This window comes from Castellaniella sp. MT123, assembly GCF_039614765.1.
Lineage (GTDB): Bacteria > Pseudomonadota > Gammaproteobacteria > Burkholderiales > Burkholderiaceae_B > Castellaniella.
Genome location: NZ_CP154879.1, coordinates 348,903 through 373,086, shown reverse-complemented (window position 1 = coordinate 373,086; position 24,184 = coordinate 348,903). Strand labels below are relative to the sequence as shown.

Below are 24,184 nucleotides of genomic sequence, written 5' to 3'. Positions count from 1 at the left end.
AATGTATTTTTCCGGTTTGTCTGTCTTTGAGGTTGTCGGATTACTTGATCAGCGAGAAGCTTTTCAGTTTCGGCGCAAACGCCTGTTCGATCAGGGCGCGCTGCTGCTCCTGGTGCTTGGCCATGTAACCCACCGCGGGCGATGCCGAGGCCGCACGACCGGCGTAGCCAAGCTTCTGACCGTCGTTCATGTTCTCGTAGAGATGGTGCTGCACATAGAACCATGGGCCCTGGTTCTGCGGTTCGTCCTGCACCCAGACCAGTTCCGTGGCGTTGGGATATTTCTGCAGTTCGGTCTGGAAGGACTTATGGGCGAACGGGTACAGCTGTTCGATGCGGATGATGGCCACGTCCTTGCGGCCCTGCTCGTCACGGGCATGCACCAGATCGTAGTAGACCTTGCCGGAGCACACCAGCACGCGCTTGATGTCGGTCGGCACGATGTCGGCGAGGACCTCGCCGATCACCGGCTGGAAGCTGCCGTTGGCCAGGTCTTCCAGGGGGGATGCCGCGTTCTTGTTGCGCAGCAGGGACTTCGGCGTGAAGATCACCAGCGGCTTGCGGAACTGGCGGATCATCTGGCGGCGCAGCAGGTGGAAGATCTGCGCGCCGCTGGTGGGTTGCACGACCTGCATGTTGTTGTCGGCGCACAGTTGCAGGAAACGTTCGATGCGAGCGGACGAGTGTTCCGGACCCTGGCCTTCGTAACCATGCGGAAGCATCAGCGTCAGACCGCAGGCACGACCCCATTTGGCCTCGCCGGCGGCGATGAACTGGTCGATCACGACCTGGGCGCCGTTGGCGAAGTCGCCGAACTGGGCTTCCCAGATGGTCAGGATGTTGGGTTCCGCCGTCGCGTAGCCATATTCGAAGCCCAGCACGGCGGCCTCGGACAGTACCGAGTCGATCACCGTGAACGGTGCCTGATTGTCGGCCACATTCTGCAGCGGGATGTAGGTGCCGGCATCCCAGCGTTCACGTTTCTGGTCATGCAACACGGCGTGGCGGTGCGTGAACGTGCCGCGCCCCGAATCCTGGCCGGTGATGCGGATCGCGTAGCCGTTGGCGACCAGCGTGGCAAAGGCCAGATGTTCGCCCATGCCCCAGTCGACCGGGTGTTCACCGCGCGCCATCGCCAGACGGTCTCCCAGCAGCTTGTTGACCAGCGGATGTACGGTGAAGCCTTCGGGCACCTGGGTGAGCTTTTCGCCGATCCGGGTCAGTTCGGCCAGCGGCACGCCGGTATCCGCCTGATCGGTCCATTTGGCGCCCAGAAACTGGGACCAGTCGGTCGCGTATTTGTTCTTGTAGTCGGTCAGGACCGGTTCCACCGTGCGCTGGCCATCTTCCATCAGCTGCCGGTAGTTCTTGACCATTTCGTCGGGCTCGCCCTCGGCCAGCGCGCCTTGCGCCACGAGGCGATCGGCGTATACCTTGCGGGTGCCGGGGTGCTTGCCGATGCTCTTGTACATGAGCGGCTGGGTCAAGGACGGCGTGTCCTGTTCGTTGTGGCCCAGTTTGCGGAAACAGACGATGTCCACCACCACGTCGTGCCGGAACTTCAGGCGGTAATCGAGCGCGAGTTTGGTGACGAACACCACGGCCTCGGGATCGTCGCCATTGACGTGGAAGACCGGCGCTTCGATCATTTTGACCACATCGGTGCAATACGTAGTGGAACGCGTGTCGCGCGGGTCGGACGTCGTGAAGCCAATCTGATTGTTGATGACGATGTGCAGCGTACCGCCCGTACCATAACCGCGCGTCTGGGCGAGATTGAGGGTTTCCATGACCACACCCTGGCCGGCAAAGGCGGCATCACCGTGCACCAGCACGGGCAGCACCTGATCGCCTTCGGGATCGGCGCGCCGGTCCTGGCGCGCGCGCACACTGCCTTCGACCACCGGGTTGACGATTTCGAGGTGGGACGGATTGAATGCCAGGGACAGGTGCAACGGACCGCCACGCGTGGACAGATCGCTGGAAAAGCCGTTGTGATATTTGACGTCGCCATCGCTGAGCGCTTGCGTGTGCTTGCCTTCGAATTCGGCAAACAGGTCGCTTGGCATCTTGCCCATGACGTTGACGAGCAGGTTCAGACGGCCGCGGTGCGCCATGCCGACGACGATCTCTTGTACGCCGTTCTCGCCGGCGTGGTTGACGACTTCGTCCATGGCGGCGATGAAGCTTTCACCGCCTTCGAGGGAAAAGCGCTTCTGGCCGACATATTTGGTGTGCAGGAAGCGTTCCAGGCCTTCGGCTTCGGTGACCTGTTTCAGGATATTGCGCTTTTGCTCGACCGTGAACTCGGGCACGCCCAGGGTGGATTCCAGACGTTCCTGGATCCAGCGCTTGACGGCCGGATCGGCGATATACATGAACTCGGCGCCGATGTTGCGGCAATACGTGTCTTGCAGCGCCTTGATGATGTCCCGCATGGTCATCGTGTCGGCTTTGGTGAAGTACGTATTGGTAGCCGAATAGATTTGATCCAGGTCGGCCTCGGACAGGCCATAGAAAGCCGGATCGAGTTCGGGAATCTGGGGGCGCTCGCTGCGCTTCAGGGGGTCGAGCTGGGCAATGCGCGTACCCATCGAGCGGTACGCGGCAATGATGGACTGCACATAGACCTGCTTGCCGGCGATGGCCAAAGCCTGGTCGGATGCCTGAGCCGGACGGATCTGGAAGGTGTTTTCGCGGGCGCGCTGCGCAAACGACGCGATAATGGGGGCGTGAGCCTGATCGCGGGTGGCTTCGCGGCCATCAGCGGCCGGCTGGTGCTGGAGCTGATCGAAGTAGGTGCGCCACTGGTCTGGAATGGAACCCGGGTTATCGAGATAGGCTTCGTAGAGGTCTTCTACGTAGGGGGCATTGGCCCCGAACAGATAAGAGTTGGACTGAAGTTCAAGTTCCGTAGACATTGTGCGCTTCACCTGACGGGTGCTTCACCCGAACGATGCAGATTGAAAAACCTTCCGCGGCTCGGCCAGACCGATGAGCGGATAGCAGGGGCAGAAGGCTGGAGTACGACGCCTTACATAAGCCGTATTAGGGCTAAAGTATACCCGTCTTGCTACACGGGTATAAACTGACCAGCCCAAAACGCCCGGTCAATGCCCCTTTTCACGAGATTGGCGTTGGTATTAACAAACACTTGCCCGGATCGCGACCAGCCCCGCGATCATGACGGCACACCACAATACGACTGGAACCAGCAGGAGCATTTGCAACCATGGATCTGAAAGACGATCGCGCCAAAATGGCGCTCGACTACCACGCATTCCCGACCCCCGGAAAAATCTCCGTCGTCCCCACGAAGCCGCTGGCCAATCAGGACGACCTGTCGCTGGCCTACTCGCCCGGCGTAGCCGCCGCCAGCATGACCATTCACGCGGAAGGCGAATCGGCGGCCGCCAAATACACCTCGCGCGCCAATCTGGTGGGCGTGATCACCAACGGCACGGCCGTGCTGGGCCTGGGCAACATCGGCCCGCTGGCGGCCAAACCCGTCATGGAAGGCAAGGGCTGCCTGTTCAAGAAATTCGCCGGCATCGACGTCTTCGACATCGAGCTCGCCGAACACGATCCCGACAAGCTGGTCGACATCATCGCCGCGCTGGAACCCACGCTGGGCGGCGTCAACCTGGAAGACATCAAGGCGCCCGAGTGCTTCTACATTGAAAAGAAGCTGCGCGAGCGCATGAAGATCCCTGTCTTTCATGACGACCAGCACGGCACCGCCATCATCTCCTCGGCCGCCGTCCTCAACGGCTTGAAGGTCGTCGGCAAAAAGATCGGCGAGGTCAAGCTGGTCTGCTCAGGCGCCGGCGCCGCCGCCATCGCCTGCCTGGACCTGATGGTCAAACTGGGCGTCTCACAGAAGAACGTCTTCGTCGTGGATTCCCGCGGTGTAATCTGGCAGGGCCGCGACGAAAACATGGAACCCAACAAGGCCCGTTACGCCCAGCAAACCGACGCCCGCACCCTGGCCGACATCTGCAAGGGTGCGGATGTCTTCCTGGGCTGTTCCGCACCGGGCGTGCTGACGCAGGACATGGTGCGCAGCATGGCGGATCGCCCGTTCATCCTGGCACTAGCCAACCCCGACCCGGAAATTCGTCCTGAGGACGCCAAGGCGGCCCGCCCGGACTGCATCGTCGCGACCGGCCGCTCGGACTATCCGAACCAGGTCAACAACGTCCTGTGCTTTCCCTTCATCTTCCGCGGCGCCATGGACTGCGGCGCCACGGTCATCAACGAGGAAATGAAGCTGGCCTGCGTCAAGGCGATCGCCGAGCTGGCCGAGGCCGAAAGCAGCGCGGAAGTCGCCGGCGCCTATGCCGACCAGGACCTGAGCTTCGGGCCGGACTACATCATTCCAAAGCCCTTCGACCCACGCCTGATCATCCAGATCGCTCCCGCAGTGGCCGAGGCCGCCGCCGCATCAGGCGTCGCTCGGCGCCCGATCGAGGACATGGACGCCTACCGTCAGTCCCTGATGAGCATCGTCTATCACTCCGGACAGCTGATGCGGCCCCTGTTCCGCCAGGCCAAGGCCGCCCCCAAGCGCGTGGTCTACGCCGACGGCGAGGACGAACGCGTTCTGCGCGCCGCTCAGACGGTGCTGGACGAAAAGCTCGCCTTCCCGATCCTGGTGGGCCGTCCGTCCGTGATCAACATGCGCATCCAGAAGTTCGGCCTGCGCCTGGTGCCGGGCCAGAACATCGAGGTCGTGGATCCGGAAAACGACGCCCGCTTCAACGAAACCTGGGGCGCCTACTACAAGCTGCGCGGGCGCGAGGGCGTCACGCCCGACATCGCCAAGGCCATGGTGCGCAAGCACAACTCGCTGATCAGCGTCATGCTGCTGCAAAGCGGAGACGCCGACGCCATGATCTGCGGCGTCGCCAGCCGCTTTGACAATCAGCTGAAGTACGTCGAGGAGGTCATCGGCCTGAAGCCAACCGCCGGTACGTTCGCGGCCATGAATGTGCTGATGCTGCCGACCCAGACGTTGTTCGTCTGCGACACGCACGTGAACGAAGACCCCAGCGCCGAGCAGATCGCCGACATGACGATCCTGGCCGCCGAGGAGGTCCGCCGCTTCGGCGTCGTCCCGAAGATCGCCCTGCTCTCGCATTCCAACTTTGGCAGCCGCCCCTCGGATTCGTCGCGCAAGATGGCGCAAGCCCGGCGGTTGATCGCCGAACGCGCCCCAAATCTGGAAGTCGATGGCGAAATGCATGCCGACTCGGCATTGTCCGAATCGATCCGTACGAAGGCCTATCCCGATACCACGCTGAAGGGACCGGCCAATCTGCTGATCATGCCGAACCTGGATGCGGGCAACATCACCTACAACATGCTGAAGATGACGGGCAGCCACGGGGTGGCGATGGGGCCGGTGCTGCTGGGCGCAGCGCGCCCGGTGCACATCCTGACGACCAGTTCGACGGTGCGCCGCATCGTGAACATGACGGCGCTGGCGGTGGTGGACGCGCAGCAGGAGGCGGGGCAAGCGGTTTGATCCATCAACACAGATAGCGGTATGACAGGCGGAGGTTCTCCGCCTGTTTTTTGGCTTCATCTGGGTTTTAAACACGTTTGGTGCGAAGACTGGAGTGTTTGGGCCAGGGGCTCGGCGGCCCTTCGGGCTCCCCCGACCAGGCAATGAAAACGGGCCAGATGGCCCGTTTTCATTGTAGCTACCGCGACAGCAGGAAATTACTTCACATCGCGTACCGCAGCGCCCGTGTACAGCTGGCGCGGACGGCCGATCTTGTAGTCGGGATCGGACAGCATCTCGTTCCATTGCGCGATCCAGCCCACTGTGCGAGCCAGGGCGAAGATCGCCGTGAACAGCGACGTCGGGATACCGATGGCGCGCTGCACGATGCCTGAATAGAAGTCCACGTTCGGGTACAGCTTGCGTTCCACGAAGTACGGGTCTTCCAGCGCGATGCGTTCGACTTCCATGGCCAGCTTGAACAACGGGTCGTCGTGCAGGCCCAGTGCGTCGAGCACTTCGCGGCAGGTTTCCTGCATCATCTTGGCGCGCGGGTCGTAGTTTTTATAGACCCGGTGGCCGAAGCCCATCAGGCGCACGCCCGAGTTCTTGTCCTTGACCTTTTCCATGAACTCGCCGACCTTCGCCACGCCGCCATTGGCCTGGAGATGTTCCAGCATATTCAGGCAGGCTTCGTTGGCGCCCCCGTGCGCGGGCCCCCACAGGCAGGCCACGCCGGCCGCGATCGCGGCAAATGGATTGGTACCCGAGGAACCGCACAGGCGCACGGTCGAGGTCGAGGCATTCTGCTCATGGTCGGCATGCAGGATGAAGATGCGATCCAGCGCCCGTTCGACGACTTCGTTGACCTGATAGTCGTCGCACGGCGTGGCAAACATCATGCGCAGGAAATTGCCGGTGTACGACAGATCGTTCTTCGGATAGATGAAAGGCTGACCCAGGGAATGTTTGTAGGCCATCGCCACCAGCGTCGGCATCTTCGCGATCAGGCGGATTGCGGAGACTTCCCGATGATGCGGATTGGTAATGTCCGTGGAGTCATGGTAGAAGGCGGACAGCGCGCCCACCAGCCCGGTCAGGACTGCCATCGGGTGCGCATCCCGACGGAAGCCCTGCAGGAAGGTGTGCATCTGCTCGTGCACCAGCGAGTGATGCGTGACCAGGTCGTCGAAGTCGCTCTTTTGCTGCGCGTTCGGCAGTTCGCCGTTCATGATCAGGTAGCAGATCGTCAGGAAATCACATTTCTGCGCGAGCTGATCGATCGGATAGCCACGGTACAGCAGCTGCCCCTTGTCGCCATCGATGAAAGTGATGGCCGACTCGCACGACGCCGTGGCCATGAAGCCCGGATCGTAGGTGAACATTCCGGTCTGGCCATAGAGTTTGCGGATGTCGATCACATCCGGGCCCACAGTGCCCTGATATACCGGGAACTCGACCGAGGGACTGCCGTCGGAGAACGAGAGCGTGGCTTTTTTGTCGGATAGCTTCATGTGATTTTCCTCAAACTCTAAATTACAGCGCTTTCATTTGCGCGACGAGCCGCCGGATGTCCGGGGTATCGTAATCCCCGGACAGATCAGACCGTCCCAGCAGGACATCGAGCAATTCGTTGTCGCCCATTTCAAAAAGCTGCGTCAGTGCCCGAACGTCACCCTCGCTCAGCTGCGCTTCGTGGGTATCCAGGAAACGCGTGATGATGAGATCGTTTTCGAGCAGACCGCGGCGCGCCCGCCAGCGCAGGCGCGCGCGATCCAGACCGGATAGTTCGCCAGACATGATGTGACCTAGACTGTGCGGCGAACGAGCATTTCCTTGATCTTGCCGATGGCGGCCGAGGGGTTCAGACCCTTCGGGCAGACTTCGGTACAGTTCATGATCGTATGGCAGCGGAACAGACGGTAGGGGTCTTCCAGATTATCCAGACGTTCGCCGGTCGCCCTGTCGCGCGAGTCCGCGATGAAGCGATAGGCCTGCAGCAAGCCTGCGGGCCCGACGAATTTGTCCGGATTCCACCAGAACGACGGACAGGCCGTCGAGCAGCAGCCGCACAGGATGCATTCGTACAGGCCGTTGAGTTCTTCGCGCTCTTCGGGAGACTGCAGGCGTTCCTTTTCCGGGGGCGGCTCGTCGTTGATCAGGTAAGGCTTGATCGAATGATACTGATCGAAGAAGAAAGTCATGTCCACGATCAGGTCGCGCACCACCGGCAGGCCGGGCAGCGGCTTGAGCACGATCGGTTCGCTGAGGGTCAGCAGGTTCGTGGTGCACGCCAGGCCGTTGTGCCCGTTGATGTTCATGGCGTCCGAGCCGCACACGCCTTCGCGGCAGGACCGGCGCAGCGCCAGGCTGTCGTCGACCTCGTTCTTGATGCGCAGAATGGCGTCCAGCAGCATTTTATCCGTCGGCTGAAGTTCGACTTCCAGCTTCTGCATGTAGGGCCGTTCGTCCTTGTCCGGATCGTAGCGGTAGATCTCGAATTTCACGATACGTTTAGTCATGACGATATCCAGTATTAGAAGGTACGCGGCTTGGGCGGAATGCTGTCCATGGTGAGCGGCTGCATGCGCACGGGTTTGTAGTCGAGACGGTTATCCTCGGCGAACCACAGAGTGTGCTTGAGCCAGTTCACGTCGTCGCGCTCGGGGTAGTCCTCCAGCGCGTGGGCGCCGCGCGATTCCAGGCGGTTGGCGGCGGATTTTGCCGTCGCGCGGGCCACCTCGATCATGTTGGCGACTTCCAGCGCCTCGAGGCGGGCGGTGTTGAAGACCTTGGACTTGTCCGAAAAATAAATGTTGTCGACTTCCGGCACGAGGCTGTTGATGACCTGCTCGCCTTCCTTCAGGGTATCGAGCTTGCGGAACACCCCGTAGTGGCTTTGCATTGCCAGACGCATCTTGTTGGCCACGTCCTGGGGCTTCTCGCCCGAAGCGCGGGTTTCCAGGCGGTTGACGCGATCCAGCGAGGCATCGATATCGGTGTCGGGAACAATCTGGTGACTGTGCTGGCGTTCCGGATGCTGGGACACGATGAAGTTGCCCGCCGAACGGCCGAAGACGATCAGGTCCAGCAACGAATTGGTGCCCAGGCGGTTGGCGCCGTGCACGGATGTGGCCGCGCACTCGCCGATGGCGTACAGACCGTTGACGACCTTGTCCTCGCCATTGACGCGGGTGACGACCTGGCCGTGATAGTTCGCCGGGATGCCGCCCATCTGGTAGTGGATGGTGGGCACGACCGGGATCGGATCCTTGATCGGGTCGACGTTGGCGAATTTGATGGCGATTTCGCGGATCGAGGGCAGGCGCTTCATGATGGTTTCCGCGCCCAGGTGATCGAGTTTCAGCAACACGTAGCTGCCATCGCCGCAACCACGGCCTTCCTTGATTTCCTGGTCCATGGAACGCGACACGAAGTCTCGCGGCGCCAGGTCCTTGAGCTGCGGCGCGTAACGTTCCATGAAACGTTCGCCGTCCTTGTTCAGCAGGAAGCCGCCTTCGCCTCGCACGCCTTCGGTGATGAGCACGCCCGCCCCGGCCACGCCGGTGGGGTGGAACTGCCAGAATTCCATGTCCTGCAGCGGGATGCCGGCGCGCGCTGCCATGCCCAGACCGTCGCCGGTGTTGATGAAGGCATTGGTCGTCGCCGCCCAGATCCGGCCTGCGCCGCCAGTGGCCAGCACGGTGTGCTTGGCTTCCAGGACGTAGATCTCGCCGGTCTCCATTTCCATGGCGGTCACGCCCAGAATGTCGCCGTCGCCGTTGCGCAGCAGATCGAGCGCCATCCATTCGACGAAGAAATTGGTGCGGGCGGCTACGTTGCGCTGATACAGGGTGTGCAGCATGGCGTGGCCGGTCCGGTCGGCGGCCGCACAGGCCCGCTGCACCGGCTTTTCACCGAAATGCGAGGTATGCCCGCCAAACGGGCGCTGGTAGATGGTGCCATCCGGATTGCGATCGAACGGCATGCCGAAGTGCTCGAGCTCGTAGACCGCATTGGGCGCTTCGCGCACCATGAATTCGATCGAATCCTGGTCGCCGAGCCAGTCGGAGCCCTTGACCGTATCGTACATGTGCCATTGCCAGTGGTCTTCGCTCATGTTGCCCAGCGACGCGCTGACGCCGCCCTGGGCCGCAACCGTGTGCGAGCGTGTGGGGAAGACCTTTGTGAGCACAGCCACCGTCAGGCCGGCCTGGGACAACTGCAGGGCACAGCGCAGGCCGGCCCCGCCGGCGCCGACGACCACCACATCGAACTGGCGGCGCGGGAGAGATTTGTTGACAGCAGCCACGTTAGAGACTCCAGAGAATTTGACCAAAGAAGACCACCGAGGCCACCAGCCAGAGAATGGTCAGGACCTGCAGAAACAACCGCAGGCCGTCGGAATGCACATAATCCATCCAGATGTCGCGCACGCCGATCCAGGCATGCCAGGCCAGCGACAGGAAAGCCAGGGTAGCCAGCAGCTGGCCGACCGGCAGGGTGCCGAGGGTGAAGGAGAAGAAGGCTCGCCAGGATTGGAAATCCAGGCTGGGGACGAAGACGGCGTACAGGACCAGGATCAGCGTGTAGACCGCCATGATGACGGCGGTGGCCCGCTGGACGGCGAAGTCCCGGGTGCCGTAATGCGCGCCCACGACCAGGCGCTTGCGGCCGATGCGTTCTTGTGTCATTACCATGCTCCAAACAATTTCAAGCCAAACACCACGGTCAACGCCAGGGCCACGCCGATCACCAGGGCGCCAGAACGCTGGGACGGTTCGCGCGCGTTGCCGATGTGCAGGTCCAGCGTCAGGTAACGGATGCCGGCACAGAAATGGTGGAAGTAGCCCCACATCAGCACCAGGAGGATAACCTTACAGGCCGGATTGGCGACCCATTCCTTCATGGTCGCAAAGGTCTCGGGCGAGCGGACGCTTTGCGCAAACAGCGGCACCAGGATCAGGGGCAGCGCCAGGAACAACAGCGCGCCGCTGACGCGGTGCAGGATGGATGCTTTGGCGGCGGGCGGCAGCTTGTAACTCATGAGGTCGGTCAACCCCAGGTTACGAAACTGCGGGCGCGGCTTTGTGGCTGAGTCAGACATGATGGCCTCGTAGTTGGATGATGGAAGGATTTCGGGACTTACTCGGCATTTTCGCCGATCTGCAAGTCAATTCAAACTGTTGCGATAATGGTAGCGTTCGGTGACGTAATGGCCGCGCCGCAATTCCATGGGCCGATCGCCGTAGGTATAGGCGATGCGTTCGACCTGCAGCAGCGGGCTGCCTGAGGCGACCCGCAGCAGGTTGGCCTGCGCATCCGAGGCCGCCACGGCGCGGATTTTTTCTTCGGCGCGTACCATGCTGACCCCGAATTCAGTTTCGAACAAGGCATAGACCGGACCCCGGTAGCGCAGCAGCGATTCCAGTGTGAGGCCTTTGAAGATGCTGCCCGGCAGCCAGATGTCGTCCAGGATGGTGGGCACGTCGGCAAACGACAGTACGCGGCGCATGTTGACCACTGCATCCCCCGCCCGCAAATCCAGGGCGGCGGCGATTTCGGCCGATGCCTTGGCGCGCCGGCAATCCAGGATCTGACTGCTGGACACCGCGGGCTGACCATCGTCGGGTGTCAGGCGCAGGAAGCGGTAGCGGACCTTGGCCTCGTTGTGGGTGGCGACGAAGGTGCCTTTTCCCTGGCGGCGGATCAACAGATTGTCGGCGGCCAGTTCGTCGATCGCTTTGCGCACCGTGCCCTGGCTGACCTGAAAACGGGCGGCGAGTTCCAGTTCGCTGGGGATGGCCTCGCCGGGTTTCCATTCGCCGCGGTCCAGCCCCTGCAGGATCAGCCCTTTGATCTGCTGATACAGCGGGCTGAACGCGGCACTATGAGAAGTGCGGCCCAGCGGCTGTTGGCGGTCGATCGGGGAAGAGTCGGACATGTCGGACGGAAACGCTGCGGGGTAGCCCATGCTACAAAATGGAACTTATGCATTTTCGCATTTCCGGAATCAGATGTCTAATACTCTTCTGTCTTATATAAGATATAAGACCCTTGACGCTGACCGATGAAATACACTACTCTTTTCGGCGTTTTCGCAACCCCGGATACCCCTCTCATCCTATCGGAGAATAACCATGTCCAAACCCGCCATGCGCGTCGCGGTCACCGGTGCGGCCGGCCAGATCGGCTATGCCCTGCTGTTTCGCATCGCTTCGGGAGAAATGCTCGGCAAGGACCAGCCGGTCATCCTGCAACTGCTTGAAATTCCCGACGAGAAGGCTCAGAAGGCCCTGCAGGGCGTGATGATGGAACTGGACGACTGCGCCTTCCCGCTGCTGGCCGGCATGAGCGCCCACAGCGATCCGCGTACCGCCTTCAAGGATGCCGACGTCGCGCTGCTGGTCGGCGCCCGCCCGCGCGGCCCCGGCATGGAACGCAAGGACCTGCTGCACGTCAACGCCCAGATCTTCACCGCCCAGGGCAAAGCCCTGAACGAAGTCGCCAGCCGCAACGTCAAGGTGCTGGTGGTGGGCAACCCGGCCAACACCAACGCCTACATCGCCATGAAGTCGGCGCCGGACCTGCCGGCGAAAAACTTCACCGCCATGCTGCGCCTGGACCACAATCGCGCCCTGTCGCAGATCGCCGCCAAAACCGGCAAGGCCGTGGCCGACATCGAAAAGCTGATCGTATGGGGCAACCACTCGCCCACCATGTACCCGGACACGCGCTTCGCCACCATCGGCGGCCAGTCCGTGCAGGCGCTGATCAATGACCAGACCTGGATCGCCGACACCTTCATCCCGACTGTGGGCAAGCGTGGCGCCGCCATCATTGCCGCACGCGGTCTGTCATCGGCCGCCTCGGCTGCCAATGCCGCCATCGATCACATCCATGACTGGGTGCTCGGCTCGAACGGCGCATGGGTCACCATGGGCATCCCGTCCGACGGCTCCTACGGCATTCCCGAAGGCATCATCTACGGGGTTCCGGTCACGACCGCCAACGGCGAATACACCCGTGTCACCGGCCTGGAAATCGATGCGTTCTCGCGCAAGCACATGGACCACACCCTGAACGAGTTGCTGGAAGAACGCGACGGCATCGCCGAGCTTCTAAAATAAACTGGTTCTGGTGTCTCCCACGTCGAATTCGGCGAGCGGGACACCGGGCGGCGGTCCCCGCCGGGCCCACGAGGTCCAGGCGGGCCGCCGCTGATTGTCCAGCCGATGACAGACATTCCGGCACTGCGCACGCACCATGGATGTCTTCATCGGCAGGAATTCCGCCCCGACCCGGGGCGACCTCTGCCGCGCACTGGGCCTGCCCGGCCCCGGCGGCACACCGGAGCGCCGTTCATGACCCGTCCCGCATCTCCCGGCGCCTTGCTGCGCCAGGCCCTCATCGAAGAATCCCCGCTGCAGATCGTCGGCACCATCAATGCCAATCACGCTTTGCTCGCCAAACGCGCCGGCTACCATGCCATCTACCTGTCCGGCGGCGGCGTCGCGGCCGGATCGCTGGGCCTGCCCGATCTGGGCATCAACACCCTAGATGACGTCCTGACCGACATCCGCCGCATCACCGACGTCTGCGACCTGCCCCTGCTGGTGGACATCGACACCGGGTTCGGACCATCCGCCTTCAATATCGCCCGCACCGTGAAATCGCTGATCAAGTTCGGCGCGGCCGGTTGCCACATCGAAGACCAGGTAGGCGCCAAGCGCTGCGGCCACCGACCCGGCAAGGAAATCGTCAGCACGGAAGAAATGGCCGATCGCGTCAAGGCTGCGGCCGACGCGCGCACCGACAGCGATTTCTACCTGATCGCCCGCACCGACGCCATCGCGGTCAGCGGTGTGGACGCGGCGCTGGAGCGCGCGCACGCCTGCGTGGAAGCCGGCGCCGACGCGATCTTCGCGGAGGCATCCTACGATCTGGAAACCTATGCAAAATTTTCTAGCTCCTTGAATGTACCCGTGCTGGCCAACATCACGGAATTCGGCCAGACGCCACTCTTCTCGGTGCAGGAACTGGCCGGCGCCGGCGTCGGCATGGTGCTCTACCCGCTGTCGGCGTTCCGCGCCATGAACAAGGCGGCCGAGGCTGTCTACACGGCGATCCGCCGCGACGGGCATCAGCGCAACGTCATCGACACGATGCAGACGCGCGAGGAACTGTACGACCGGATCGGCTACCACCGTTTCGAAGAACAGCTCGACGCCCTGTTTCAACAAGGCAAAGGCAAGGCGTCCTGATCCAGGGCCGCACCCCATCCCGCATCCACCCCGTCAATCCAGGAGACCTCTCATGGCGACACGAACCAAGAATTCCGCAAAGACCCCCGCTTCGGGCAAGACCACGAAGACCCCTGCAGCCGCACCGAAGGCCGCTGTGACCGCGACCAGCGCCACAGCCGCGCAGGCCGCCACGCCCACGCCCGGCTTCAAACCAAAGAAATCCGTCGCCCTGTCCGGCATCGTCGCGGGCAACACCGCGCTGTGCACGGTGGGTCGCAGCGGCAATGATCTGCACTATCGCGGCTACGACATCCTGGATATTGCCGACACCTGCGAATTCGAGGAAGTCGCCCATCTGCTGATCCACGGCAAGCTCCCGACCCCCGCCGAACTGAAGGCCTACAAGGAAAAACTGCGCCGCCTGCGCGGGCTGCCGGCCCAGGTTCAGGTCGCCCTGGAAGCCCTGCCCGCCGCCAGCCACCCCATGGACGTGATGCGAACGGCCGCCTCGGTGCTGGGCTGCGTGCTGCCTGAAAAGGACGACCACAACCTGCCGGACGCGCGCGACATCGCCGACCGCCTGATGGCCAGTCTGGGGTCGGCACTGCTGTACTGGTACCACTACAGCCACAATGGCCGCATCATCAACGTCGAGACGGATGACGACAGCATCGGCGGCCATTTCCTGCACCTGCTGCATGGCGAAGCCCCGTCCGACGAATGGGTGCGCGCCATGCACACGTCGCTCATCCTGTACGCGGAACACGAATTCAACGCCTCGACCTTCACGGGACGTGTGATTGCAGGCACGGGATCCGACATGTACTCGGCGATCACCGGGGCGATCGGCGCCCTGCGCGGCCCGAAGCATGGCGGCGCCAACGAGGTCGCCTTCGAAATCCAGAAGCGCTACGACACCCCGGACGAGGCCGAGGCCGACATCCGCCGCCGTGTCGAGGCCAAGGAAGTGGTCATCGGGTTCGGCCACCCGGTCTACACCGTGTCCGATCCGCGCAACCAGGTCATCAAGGCCGTGGCCCAGCGCCTGTCGAAATCCGCCGGCTCGATGAAAATGTTCGACATCGCCGAGCGCCTGGAATCGGTCATGTGGGACGCGAAAAAGATGTTCCCGAATCTGGACTGGTTCTCGGCCGTGTCCTACCACATGATGGGCGTACCCACCGCGATGTTCACCCCCCTGTTCGTGATCGCACGCACGGCCGGCTGGTCCGCGCACATCATCGAGCAGCGCATCGACAACAAGATCATCCGCCCGACCGCCAACTACGTTGGCCCGGAGGACCAGAAATTCGTCCCCCTGGCAAAGCGCAAGTAAGCCGCAACCCATCAGGAAAATTCATGTCCGCGACTATCTCCAACGTCCGCCCCCAACCCGATCAGGTGCTGGTGGACATCGTCGACTACGTGCTCGACTACAAGATCGACAGCGCTCTGGCGCTCGAGACCGCCCGCAATTGCCTGATCGACACCCTGGGCTGCGGGCTGGAAGCCCTGGAATACCCGGCCTGCCGCAAGCTGATGGGTCCCATCGTACCCGGCACGGTCGTACCCAATGGCGCCAAGGTCCCAGGCACCCAGTTCCAGCTGGATCCAGTGCAGGCGGCCTTCAACATCGGTTGCATGATCCGCTGGCTGGATTTCAACGACACCTGGCTGGCCGCCGAATGGGGCCACCCGTCGGACAATCTGGGCGGCATCCTGGCGGTCGCCGACTGGCTGTCGCGCAATGCCGTGGCTGCCGGCAAGGCCCCCCTGACCATGCGCGCCGTGCTCGAAGGCATGATCAAGGCGCACGAAATCCAGGGCTGCATCGCGCTGGAAAATTCCTTCAACAAGGTCGGCCTGGATCACGTGGTGCTGGTGAAGGTCGCCTCCACCGCCGTCGTCTCGCAGATGCTGGGCCTGACGCGCGACGAAACCATCAACGCGGTATCCCTGGCCTGGGTCGACGGGCAAAGCCTGCGCACTTACCGCCACGCCCCGAACACCGGCAGCCGCAAGTCCTGGGCGGCGGGCGACGCCACCAGCCGCGCAGTGCGCCTGGCGCTGATGGCGCGTACGGGCGAGATGGGCTACCCCTCGGTGCTGACGGCACCGGTGTGGGGCTTCTACGACGTGCTGTTCAAGGGCCAGCCCTTCAAGTTCCAACGGCCCTACGGCAGCTACGTGATGGAAAACGTGCTGTTCAAGATCTCTTTCCCGGCTGAATTCCATTCCCAGACGGCCGTAGAATGCGCCATGCAGATCCACGACCGGCTGAAGTCGCTGGGCAAGACCGACGCCGACATCCGCAAGATCACCATCCGCACGCACGAGGCCTGCATCCGCATCATCGACAAGAAGGGGCCACTGAACAACCCGGCGGACCGCGACCACTGCATCCAGTACATGGTGGCGGTGCCCATCCTCTTTGGGCGTCTCACCGCCGGCGACTACGAAGATGCCGTGGCGGCCGATCCACGCATCGACGCGCTGCGCGAAAAGACGGTCTGCGTGGAAGACCCAGCGTTCACGAAGGACTATCACGATCCGGAAAAACGCTCCATCGCCAATGCGCTGACCGTGGAATTCACCGACGGCACGAAGCTCGACGAGATCATCTGCGAATACCCGATCGGCCACAAGCGCCGCCGCAAGGACGGGATCCCGCTGCTGGAAGCGAAGTTCCGCACGAATCTGGCGCGGCAATTCCCGGCCCGCCAGCAGCAGCGCATCCTGGCCGCGTCGCTGGATCAGGCGAAGCTGGAATCCATGCCGGTGCACGAATACGTGGATTTGTATGTCATCTGAACTCCCATCCGCTGATGCTATTGCGGGGGTTGCGCCCCGCGCAGTCCGCCACAACGAAGCCGCCCACCGGTTCGAGTTCACCGAGGACGGCCAGTTGTGCGTACTGGATTACGTGCTGGAAGGATCCGTGGCCTCGTTCGTCCATACTGGGGTTCCGGCCTCTGTGGGCGGGCGCGGGATCGCGGCCGATCTGGTGCGCGTCGGGCTGGAGACGGCTCGGGCGCGCGGCTGGACGGTCCGGCCAGTATGTTCGTATGTCGCAGCCTACGTACAGCGACATCCGGAATATCAGGATCTGACTGCGTGATCCGATTCCTGCGTGAGACGGTCCGTTTCACGCAGGAGCCCGGAACGCGCAAGGCTCCGGGCACACCCATGAAACACTAACAAATGAGGAAAATGCGGATTCATTGATCCGGATTAAATCCTTCGCGGAAACATCTCGGCACAATGGGGTCTCCTTAAATCCACACTGTAAACAGGGAGATTTTCCGATGGTATGTCATCCAAATCCGCGTATTGCCGCTGCCGTTCTGGCAGCCAGCCTGCTGGCCGCCAGCCCTGTCATGGCGCATGAGGCCGGCGACTGGCTGCTCAAGGCGGGGGTCAGCCACGTCGAACCAAAATCGAACAACGGGACGGTCGCCGGCGGCGCCGTCAAGCTGGATATCGACGGCAGCACGCGTCCCAGCTTCACCCTGACCTACATGGCCACGCGCAACATCGGGATCGAACTGCTGGGGGCGGCACCGTTCAAGCACACCATCAACGCCGACGGGATGGGGGAAATCGGATCGACCAAGCAACTGCCGCCCACGCTCAGCCTGCAATGGCACTTCCTGCCTGAATCCACGTTCCAGCCCTACGTGGGCGTGGGGTTGAACTACACCACATTTTTCAGCACGGAGAGCAAGCTGGGCAACCTGAGCCTGGACGATTCCTGGGGTCTTGCCGGACAGGTCGGGGTCGACGTGATGCTGGACAAACGCTGGTTCCTGAACGCCGACCTGCGCTACATCGGCATCTCGTCCAAAGTGCGTCTGAACGGCACCGATATCGGGACGGCGCATATCGACCCCTGGGTGGTGACCGCCGGCGTCGGCTACCGGTTCTGATCCAATCCAGGCCTGCGCGCAGGTTCCCTCGGGCGGGTGTCTTATATCTTATATAAGACCCTTGCCTGATCCACATTTCAACCCGTAAAATACCGGCGTTATCCAACCCTCTTTCCTGGGGCATCACGCCATGCTGGACTCCTACCGCACCGAAGCCACCGCTCGCGAAGCCATCGGTATTCCGCCGCTTCCCCTGACGGCGCAACAAACAGCCGATCTGATCGAATTGCTGAAAAACCCGCCCGCCGGGGAAGAGCAGTTCTTGCTGGATCTGTTCACGCACCGCGTTCCCGCCGGCGTGGACGACGCCGCCAAAGTCAAGGCTTCCTATCTGGCCTCTGTGGCGCTGGGCAAGGAAAAATGTCCGCTGATCGACGCGAAGCGGGCCACAGAACTGCTGGGCACGATGCTGGGCGGCTACAACATCGGCGCGCTGATCGAGCTGCTGGACCATGCCGATCTGGCCCCGGTTGCCGCCGATGCCCTGAAAAAGACCCTGCTGGTGTTCGATGCCTTCCACGACATCGAGGAAAAAGCCAAGGCGGGCAATGTCCAGGCCAAGTCAATTCTGCAAAGCTGGGCGGACGCTGAATGGTTCACCAGCCGTCCCGAAGTCCCGCAAAGCCTGACGCTGACGGTCTTCAAGGTCACCGGCGAAACCAATACGGACGACCTGTCTCCGGCGCCGGACGCCTGGAGCCGCCCGGACATCCCGCTGCATGCCCTGGCGATGCTGAAGAACCCGCGCGACGGCATCACGCCGGACGCGGCCGGCCAGGTCGGCCCGATCAAGCTGATCGACGAACTGAAGGCCAAGGGTCACCTCGTCGCCTACGTGGGTGACGTGGTGGGCACAGGCTCCTCGCGCAAATCAGCCACCAACTCGGTGATCTGGTACACCGGCGAAGACATCCCCTTCGTGCCCAACAAGCGCTTCGGCGGTGTCTGTCTGGGAAGCAAGATCGCGCCGATCTTCTATAACACGATGGAAGATTCGGGCGCCCTGCCGATCGAGCTGGACGTCTCCGGCATGAACATGGGCGACGTGATCGAGCTGCGCCCCTACGAAGGCAAGGCCCTGAAAAATGGCCAGGTAATCTCTGAATTCCAGTTGAAATCCGACGTGCTGCTGGACGAAGTGCGCGCCGGCGGCCGTATCCCGCTGATCATCGGCCGCGGCCTGACGACCAAGGCCCGCGCCGCGCTGGGCCTGCCGCCCACGACGCAGTTCCGCCTGCCCGAGGCCCCCGCCGATACCGGCAAGGGCTATTCCCTGGCGCAGAAACTGGTCGGCCGCGCCTGCGGCCTGCCTGAAGGCCAGGGTGTGCGCCCGGGCACCTACTGCGAACCGCGCATGACTTCGGTCGGCAGCCAGGACACCACCGGCCCCATGACCCGCGACGAGCTCAAGGACCTGGCGTGCGTGGGTTTCTCGGCCGATCTGGTGATGCAGTCCTTCTGCCACACGGCAGCCTACCCGAAACCCGTGGACGTGAAAACCCACCATGAACTGCCCGCCTTCATCAGCACGCGCGGTGGCGTGGCGCTGCGTCCGGGCGACGGGATCATCCACTCCTGGCTGAACCGCATGCTGTTGCCCGACACGGTCGGCACCGGCGGCGACTCGCACACGCGTTTTCCGATCGGCATCAGCTTCCCGGCGGGCTCCGGTCTGGTGGCCTTTGCCGCCGCCACCGGCGTCATGCCGCTGGACATGCCGGAATCGGTGCTGGTGCGCTTCAAGGGCAAGATGCAGCCCGGCGTCACGCTGCGCGATCTGGTCAATGCCATCCCGCTGTACGCCATCAAACAGGGCCTGCTGACGGTCGAAAAGAAAGGCAAGAAGAACATCTTCTCCGGCCGCATCCTGGAAATCGAGGGGCTGCCCGACCTGAAGATCGAACAGGCCTTCGAACTGTCCGACGCCTCGGCCGAACGTTCCGCCGCCGCCTGCACGGTGCGGCTGAACCAGGAACCGATCATCGAATACCTGAACAGCAACATCACGCTGCTGAAATGGATGATCGCCAACGGCTACCAGGATGCCCGCACCCTGGCGCGCCGCATCCGGAACATGGAAGCCTGGCTGGCCAACCCGCAACTGGTCGAACCCGATGCCGACGCCGAATACGCGGCGGTCATCGACATCGACCTGGCGGAGATCCACGAACCCATCGTGGCCTGCCCGAACGACCCGGATGACGTGAAGACACTGTCCGACGTCGCCGGCACCGCCATCGACGAGGTCTTCATTGGCAGCTGCATGACCAATATCGGTCACTTCCGCGCCGCCGCGACGCTGCTGGAAGGCAAGCGCGATCTGCCGTCCAAGCTGTGGGTCGCGCCGCCGACCAAGATGGACGCCAGCGAGCTGACCAAGGAAGGCCACTACAGCACCTTCGGTACCGCCGGCGCCCGCATGGAAATGCCGGGCTGCTCGTTGTGCATGGGCAATCAGGCTCAGGTGCGTGAAGGTGCCACGGTGTTCTCGACCAGCACGCGCAACTTCCCGAACCGGCTGGGCAAGAACTCCAATGTGTTCCTGGGTTCCGCCGAGATGGCCGCCATCTGCTCGCGTCTGGGCCGCATCCCGACCCGCGAGGAATACCTCGAAGCGATGGGGCTGCTGGCCAAAAACGGCGAGCAGATCTACCGCTACATGAACTTCGATCAGATCGAGGACTTCACGGCGGTCGCCAGCACGGTCGAGGCCTGATCACCGCGAACGCCCCCCATCCGGGGGGCGGCCGCGGCACCGCAAGCTCCGGCAGAACCGACCCCCGAATGTTGGACGTCAATCCAGCCTTCGGGGGTTTTATATGATGACCACGGCGAGTCCGGCTGGCACAGGTAGACGAGGTACACTAATAGATCTCTGGTATTTGCCTCTTTTCCCGGTTCCTCATGCCCGCCCGTTCACGATCCTCCTCCACCTCCCGGACGTCGCTCTCCCTGATTTCCCTGGCCGAAGCTCTTTCCAGCTCGGGCAGCCGGGTGGAAGACGGCTGGTGGGAAAACCTGCTGGGCGAAGCGCTGGACAAGGCATTGGCCGCACGCCAGGGGCAGGCGGTGGAAACCGCCCTGGACCGGCTGCTGGAACAGCGGTCCCCCGCCTACGAGATCCTGGTGGAACAGGCCGAGGCACACTCCGAATCCCTGTCGATCACGCACGAGGACCAGGTTTTCGATGCGCTGCTGATCTCGGCACCCCTGCTGGCCTGGACGCGCTACCAGCTACCTGCGGGTCGATTGACGCCGCAACACGTGGAACAACTCACGAATCTGCTGGGCGCCTCGGTCCTGGCGCCGGGGGCGCGGCTCGTCCTGCTGCCCGAACTCATCCGCTTCGACCAGTTGCCGCAATCTTTTCGCGAAACTCGCGGCTGGACGCAGTCCCTGGCCCAACAGGTGCTGGGGTTGCGCCGCGAGCCGCCCGCCAGGCATGACGCCGAAACGCCGGAAGACCTGCTGGCGGACGCCTATTTCCTGCTGGGTGCCGTCCTCGTCCCCCACGGACAGGCGCTCTTCCAATGGCAATCGTCCGGGCAGGATCAACCGCCTACCCGCGCCTCGGTCACCGCGCAATGGGCTCAGGGATGCGCGCGCATCGTCGAACCCCTGTTCACCGGATGCCAGCTGGAATATCTACCGCCCGAGGCGTTCTACACCAGCACGCGGCAGGCTGACCAGGGAATCCGGCCACTCACGCTGAAATCCGCCATCACATGGTTGCAGACAGCCGCCCACATTCCCGGCACCGATCTGCGGGCCGCCATCGTGGCCTGCGGCGAGCAGGCCATCGAGGAATACCGCATCGGCTTCTGCACGCGCCAGAACAATGACGTCATCTACGGCTGTGTCTGGCCGTCGCTCAGCCGCGAAGAATCCAGCCTGGACCAGGGTACCGAAGGCCAGGTCGACACCTGGGACACACTGGCGGCCCTGTTGCGCGAATCCGGCATCCAGGACATACGGCGCCTGCCCGGCCTGCAGGCCATGGAATTCTGCGAAGACTGCGGCACGCCCTACTTTCCGAACATGCTGGGCGAGATGCAGCACCCGGAACTCCCCGAGGAAATCGACCCCGAGCCCGTGCAGTTCCACTGACCATCCGCATCGGATAGGGCCCGTCCGCACGCCGACCATGGATCTTCCGGCATTCGACCTGTTCTGCCGCGTCATCGACAATTTCGGCGACGCGGGCGTCTGCTGGCGCCTGGCGCATCGGCTGGCGGGGATGGGACACACCGTCCGCCTCTGGATCGACGATCTGGAGACACTCGGCAGGCTGGTTCCAGCGGTCCGGCCGGCCATGGAACAGCAGCAGGTGGAAGGCGTGCGGATCGGCTCATGGGCGCACGCCGGGCACGCGCCCCCCCCCGAGGACGGCGTCGTCATCGAAGCCTTCGCCTGCGCGCTGCCCGCCCGGTATGAAAATGCCATGGCGGCACGGCGCTGCCTGTGGATCAACCTGGAATACCTGAGCGCCGAGTCCTGGGTGGAAGGCTGCCACGGCCTGCCCTCGCCGCAGCCCAACGGGGTGCCGAAGTATTTTTTCTTTCCCGGCTTCACCCAGGAAACCGGCGGACTGCTACGCGAACCGGATCTGACGGCTCGCCGCGACCAGGCCCGGAAGCAAGACCGCCGGCAGCGCCTGCAGGCACTCACGGGGCTGCACGCGGATACCCTGCCCGCCAATGCCCGCCATATCCTGCTGTTCTGCTATCCGGACGCGCCGCTCGCCGGCCTGCGGGCGGGTCTGGTCCATCAGGAAATCCCCACCTGCCTGTTGGTGCCCGGAGGCCGGCCGGCCGGCCTGACGGATGAGGGGTCCCTACGCGTTCTGCCGATCCCCTTCGTCCCGCAGACCCGGTTCGATGAACTGCTGTGGTGCTGCGACCTGAATTTCGTGCGCGGCGAGGATTCGCTGGTGCGAGCCCTCTGGGCGGGCAGCCCACTGGTCTGGCAGATCTATCGCCAGGCCGAATCGGCCCATCTCGACAAGCTCGACGCCTGGCTGACCCTCGCACGTTGGCCCGACCCCGCGCAGGCGCTGACCCAAGCCTGGAACCGCCAGGACGATACCGGGGTCTGCGCGTCGCTGTTGCAGGTCCTGCAGCCGGACCCCTGGCATGCCTGGCAGGCGCGTTGCCGGGACTGGTCGGGCGAACTGGCCGCACGCGCCGATCTGGCCCAAAATCTGGTGGATTTCTGCCAGAAATGCCGCCAGAAGAGTTAGAATGCGAAGTTAATCTTTTTTCTGCTTTGCCTCGGAATGCGTTTTCATGCTCGGGGCACATCAATCCCCGGAGTTTCTCCCTTATGAAGATCGCCCAAGAACTGCGCGTTGGTAACGTCGTGATGGTCGGCAATGACCCGCTCGTCGTCCAGAAGGCCGAATACAACAAGTCCGGTCGTAATGCCGCCGTCGTCAAGCTGAAGTTCAAGAACCTGCTGACCGGCAGCGCCAGCGAATTCGTCTACAAGGCCGACGAAAAATTCGAGCAGGTCATGCTCGAAAACAAGGACTGCACGTATTCCTACTTCGCCGACCCGATGTACGTCTTCATGGACGAAGAATACAACCAGCACGAAGTCGAAGCCGACAGCATGGGCGATGCGCTGAACTACCTGGAAGAAGGCATGACGGTAGAAGTCGTTTTCTACGAAGGCCGCGCGATCTCCGTCGAACTGCCGACCATCATCGTACGCGAAATCATCTACACGGAACCCGCCGTGAAGGGCGACACCTCCGGCAAGGTTCTGAAGCCGGCGAAGATCAACACCGGCTACGAACTGTCCGTGCCGCTGTTCTGCAATATCGGCGACAAAATCGAAATCGACACGCGCACCAACGAATACCGTAGCCGCGTGATGTGATCCTGACGGAACGTCAAAAAGAAACCGGGCGCATGCCCGGTTTCTTTTTGACCGCCCGCCATGGGCCTGCGTCATGCGCCACTGCGCCAGGCCGTCACACGCGGATAGGGTAGCCGCTATTGCAGCCGGTCATCGTCCAGGATCTCAGGGATCGGCATGATGGAAATGCCTTCCTCGTCCAGTTCCCGACATTCCTGGGCCGAAGCTGTCCCGCGGATGGGTCGTTCCTCGATCTCGCCGCTGTGCATGCGCCGGGCTTCGTCGACGAATTGCGTCCCGACGTCGTCGGACTGGCGCACGATGCGGCGGATCTGGCGCAGGACCTCGGCCTGCAGGCGCGCCAGTTGATCGCTGGACGGCGCCGCAACAGCGGCCCGCCCCTCGGCCACCTGCCCCGATGGCGCCCGATCGGACTGCAACTGGGGCTCGGCGCGCGGCGATTCCCGCCGCAGATGGCTGACGTTCAGGTGCGGCGCAGACACGCGGCGGGTGATCTGGTCGCTCTGGCAGATCGGACAACGGACCAGCCCCCGCGACCGTTGGTCGTCGTAGCTTTCCTGGGATGCGAACCAACCCTCGAAGACGTGGTCATGCTCGCAAGCGAGATCGAATACTTTCAGTGCCATG

The 24,184-nt window shown here is 62.9% G+C and carries 20 protein-coding genes; 11 read left to right on the top strand and 9 right to left on the bottom strand.

The annotated features are described in order from the left end of the window. Positions 1–40 precede the first annotated feature (40 nt). Positions 41–2,920, bottom strand: a complete 2,880-nt coding sequence (locus tag ABCV34_RS01720) for a 2-oxoglutarate dehydrogenase E1 component (protein WP_345797544.1) — start codon at positions 2,918–2,920, stop codon at positions 41–43. Positions 2,921–3,231: 311 nt separating this feature from the next. Here ABCV34_RS01720 and ABCV34_RS01715 point away from each other — a divergent pair, with 311 nt between their 5' ends. Continuing rightward, entirely contained in the window at positions 3,232–5,526 is a 2,295-nt protein-coding gene (locus ABCV34_RS01715; protein WP_345797543.1) for an NADP-dependent malic enzyme, read from the top strand. Between the two features lie 197 nt (positions 5,527–5,723). Here ABCV34_RS01715 and gltA read toward each other — a convergent pair whose 3' ends face one another. The 7 genes from gltA to ABCV34_RS01680 form a co-directional block, all read right to left on the bottom strand. Then, the gene (gltA, locus tag ABCV34_RS01710; protein WP_345797542.1) at positions 5,724–7,019 is read right to left on the bottom strand and encodes a citrate synthase; all 1,296 of its coding nucleotides are present in this window, start codon (positions 7,017–7,019) and stop codon (positions 5,724–5,726) included. A gap of 22 nt (positions 7,020–7,041) precedes the next feature. Then, positions 7,042–7,305 carry a succinate dehydrogenase assembly factor 2 gene (locus ABCV34_RS01705; RefSeq protein WP_345797541.1) on the bottom strand — a complete coding sequence of 88 codons (264 nt, stop codon included), beginning with the start codon at positions 7,303–7,305 and terminating at the stop codon, positions 7,042–7,044. 8 nt (positions 7,306–7,313) lie between these two features. Then, positions 7,314–8,027, bottom strand: coding sequence for a succinate dehydrogenase iron-sulfur subunit (locus ABCV34_RS01700; RefSeq protein WP_345797540.1), 714 nt, complete (start codon positions 8,025–8,027; stop codon positions 7,314–7,316). Positions 8,028–8,041: 14 nt separating this feature from the next. Continuing rightward, positions 8,042–9,817 carry a succinate dehydrogenase flavoprotein subunit gene (gene sdhA, locus ABCV34_RS01695; RefSeq protein ID WP_345797539.1) on the bottom strand — a complete coding sequence of 592 codons (1,776 nt, stop codon included), beginning with the start codon at positions 9,815–9,817 and terminating at the stop codon, positions 8,042–8,044. Position 9,818: 1 nt separating this feature from the next. Then, complete coding sequence (sdhD, locus tag ABCV34_RS01690; protein WP_345797538.1) at positions 9,819–10,199, bottom strand: succinate dehydrogenase, hydrophobic membrane anchor protein; 381 nt, start codon at positions 10,197–10,199, stop codon at positions 9,819–9,821. Next, on the bottom strand, positions 10,199–10,612 hold the full coding sequence (sdhC, locus tag ABCV34_RS01685; RefSeq protein ID WP_345797537.1) for a succinate dehydrogenase, cytochrome b556 subunit: 414 nt from the start codon (positions 10,610–10,612) through the stop codon (positions 10,199–10,201). The genes sdhD and sdhC overlap by 1 nt, the downstream gene beginning before the upstream one ends. A gap of 66 nt (positions 10,613–10,678) precedes the next feature. Beyond that, positions 10,679–11,449, bottom strand: a complete 771-nt coding sequence (locus ABCV34_RS01680) for a GntR family transcriptional regulator (RefSeq protein ID WP_345797536.1) — start codon at positions 11,447–11,449, stop codon at positions 10,679–10,681. Between the two features lie 196 nt (positions 11,450–11,645). On the opposite strand from ABCV34_RS01680, the gene ABCV34_RS01675 reads away from it, so the two are divergent. From ABCV34_RS01675 to efp, 10 genes are all read left to right on the top strand, one after another. Beyond that, positions 11,646–12,635 (top strand): malate dehydrogenase, encoded by a 990-nt coding sequence (locus ABCV34_RS01675; RefSeq protein ID WP_345797535.1) that lies wholly within the window; start codon positions 11,646–11,648, stop codon positions 12,633–12,635. A 234-nt stretch (positions 12,636–12,869) separates the two neighbouring features. Then, positions 12,870–13,769: a methylisocitrate lyase gene (gene prpB, locus ABCV34_RS01670; protein ID WP_345797534.1), complete on the top strand. Its 900-nt coding sequence runs from the start codon at positions 12,870–12,872 to the stop codon at positions 13,767–13,769. Positions 13,770–13,821: 52 nt separating this feature from the next. After that, on the top strand, positions 13,822–15,087 hold the full coding sequence (gene prpC, locus ABCV34_RS01665) for a 2-methylcitrate synthase (RefSeq protein ID WP_345797533.1): 1,266 nt from the start codon (positions 13,822–13,824) through the stop codon (positions 15,085–15,087). A 23-nt stretch (positions 15,088–15,110) separates the two neighbouring features. After that, positions 15,111–16,562: a bifunctional 2-methylcitrate dehydratase/aconitate hydratase gene (locus tag ABCV34_RS01660; RefSeq protein WP_345797532.1), complete on the top strand. Its 1,452-nt coding sequence runs from the start codon at positions 15,111–15,113 to the stop codon at positions 16,560–16,562. Then, entirely contained in the window at positions 16,552–16,869 is a 318-nt protein-coding gene (locus ABCV34_RS01655) for a GNAT family N-acetyltransferase (protein ID WP_345797531.1), read from the top strand. Before ABCV34_RS01660 ends, ABCV34_RS01655 begins: the two co-directional genes overlap by 11 nt. Before the next feature lie 187 nt (positions 16,870–17,056). After that, complete coding sequence (locus ABCV34_RS01650; protein WP_345797529.1) at positions 17,057–17,677, top strand: OmpW family outer membrane protein; 621 nt, start codon at positions 17,057–17,059, stop codon at positions 17,675–17,677. A gap of 130 nt (positions 17,678–17,807) precedes the next feature. After that, positions 17,808–20,393, top strand: a complete 2,586-nt coding sequence (gene acnB, locus ABCV34_RS01645) for a bifunctional aconitate hydratase 2/2-methylisocitrate dehydratase (protein ID WP_345797528.1) — start codon at positions 17,808–17,810, stop codon at positions 20,391–20,393. A 188-nt stretch (positions 20,394–20,581) separates the two neighbouring features. Beyond that, complete coding sequence (locus tag ABCV34_RS01640) at positions 20,582–21,784, top strand: DUF2863 family protein (protein ID WP_345797527.1); 1,203 nt, start codon at positions 20,582–20,584, stop codon at positions 21,782–21,784. A 37-nt stretch (positions 21,785–21,821) separates the two neighbouring features. Next, the gene (gene earP, locus ABCV34_RS01635) at positions 21,822–22,916 is read left to right on the top strand and encodes an elongation factor P maturation arginine rhamnosyltransferase EarP (RefSeq protein ID WP_345797525.1); all 1,095 of its coding nucleotides are present in this window, start codon (positions 21,822–21,824) and stop codon (positions 22,914–22,916) included. An 83-nt stretch (positions 22,917–22,999) separates the two neighbouring features. Next, positions 23,000–23,557, top strand: coding sequence for an elongation factor P (gene efp / locus ABCV34_RS01630; RefSeq protein ID WP_345797523.1), 558 nt, complete (start codon positions 23,000–23,002; stop codon positions 23,555–23,557). 116 nt (positions 23,558–23,673) lie between these two features. On the opposite strand, the gene ABCV34_RS01625 is transcribed toward efp, so the two are convergent. Continuing rightward, positions 23,674–24,183: a DUF1178 family protein gene (locus ABCV34_RS01625; protein WP_345797522.1), complete on the bottom strand. Its 510-nt coding sequence runs from the start codon at positions 24,181–24,183 to the stop codon at positions 23,674–23,676. Position 24,184: the final 1 nt, after the last annotated feature.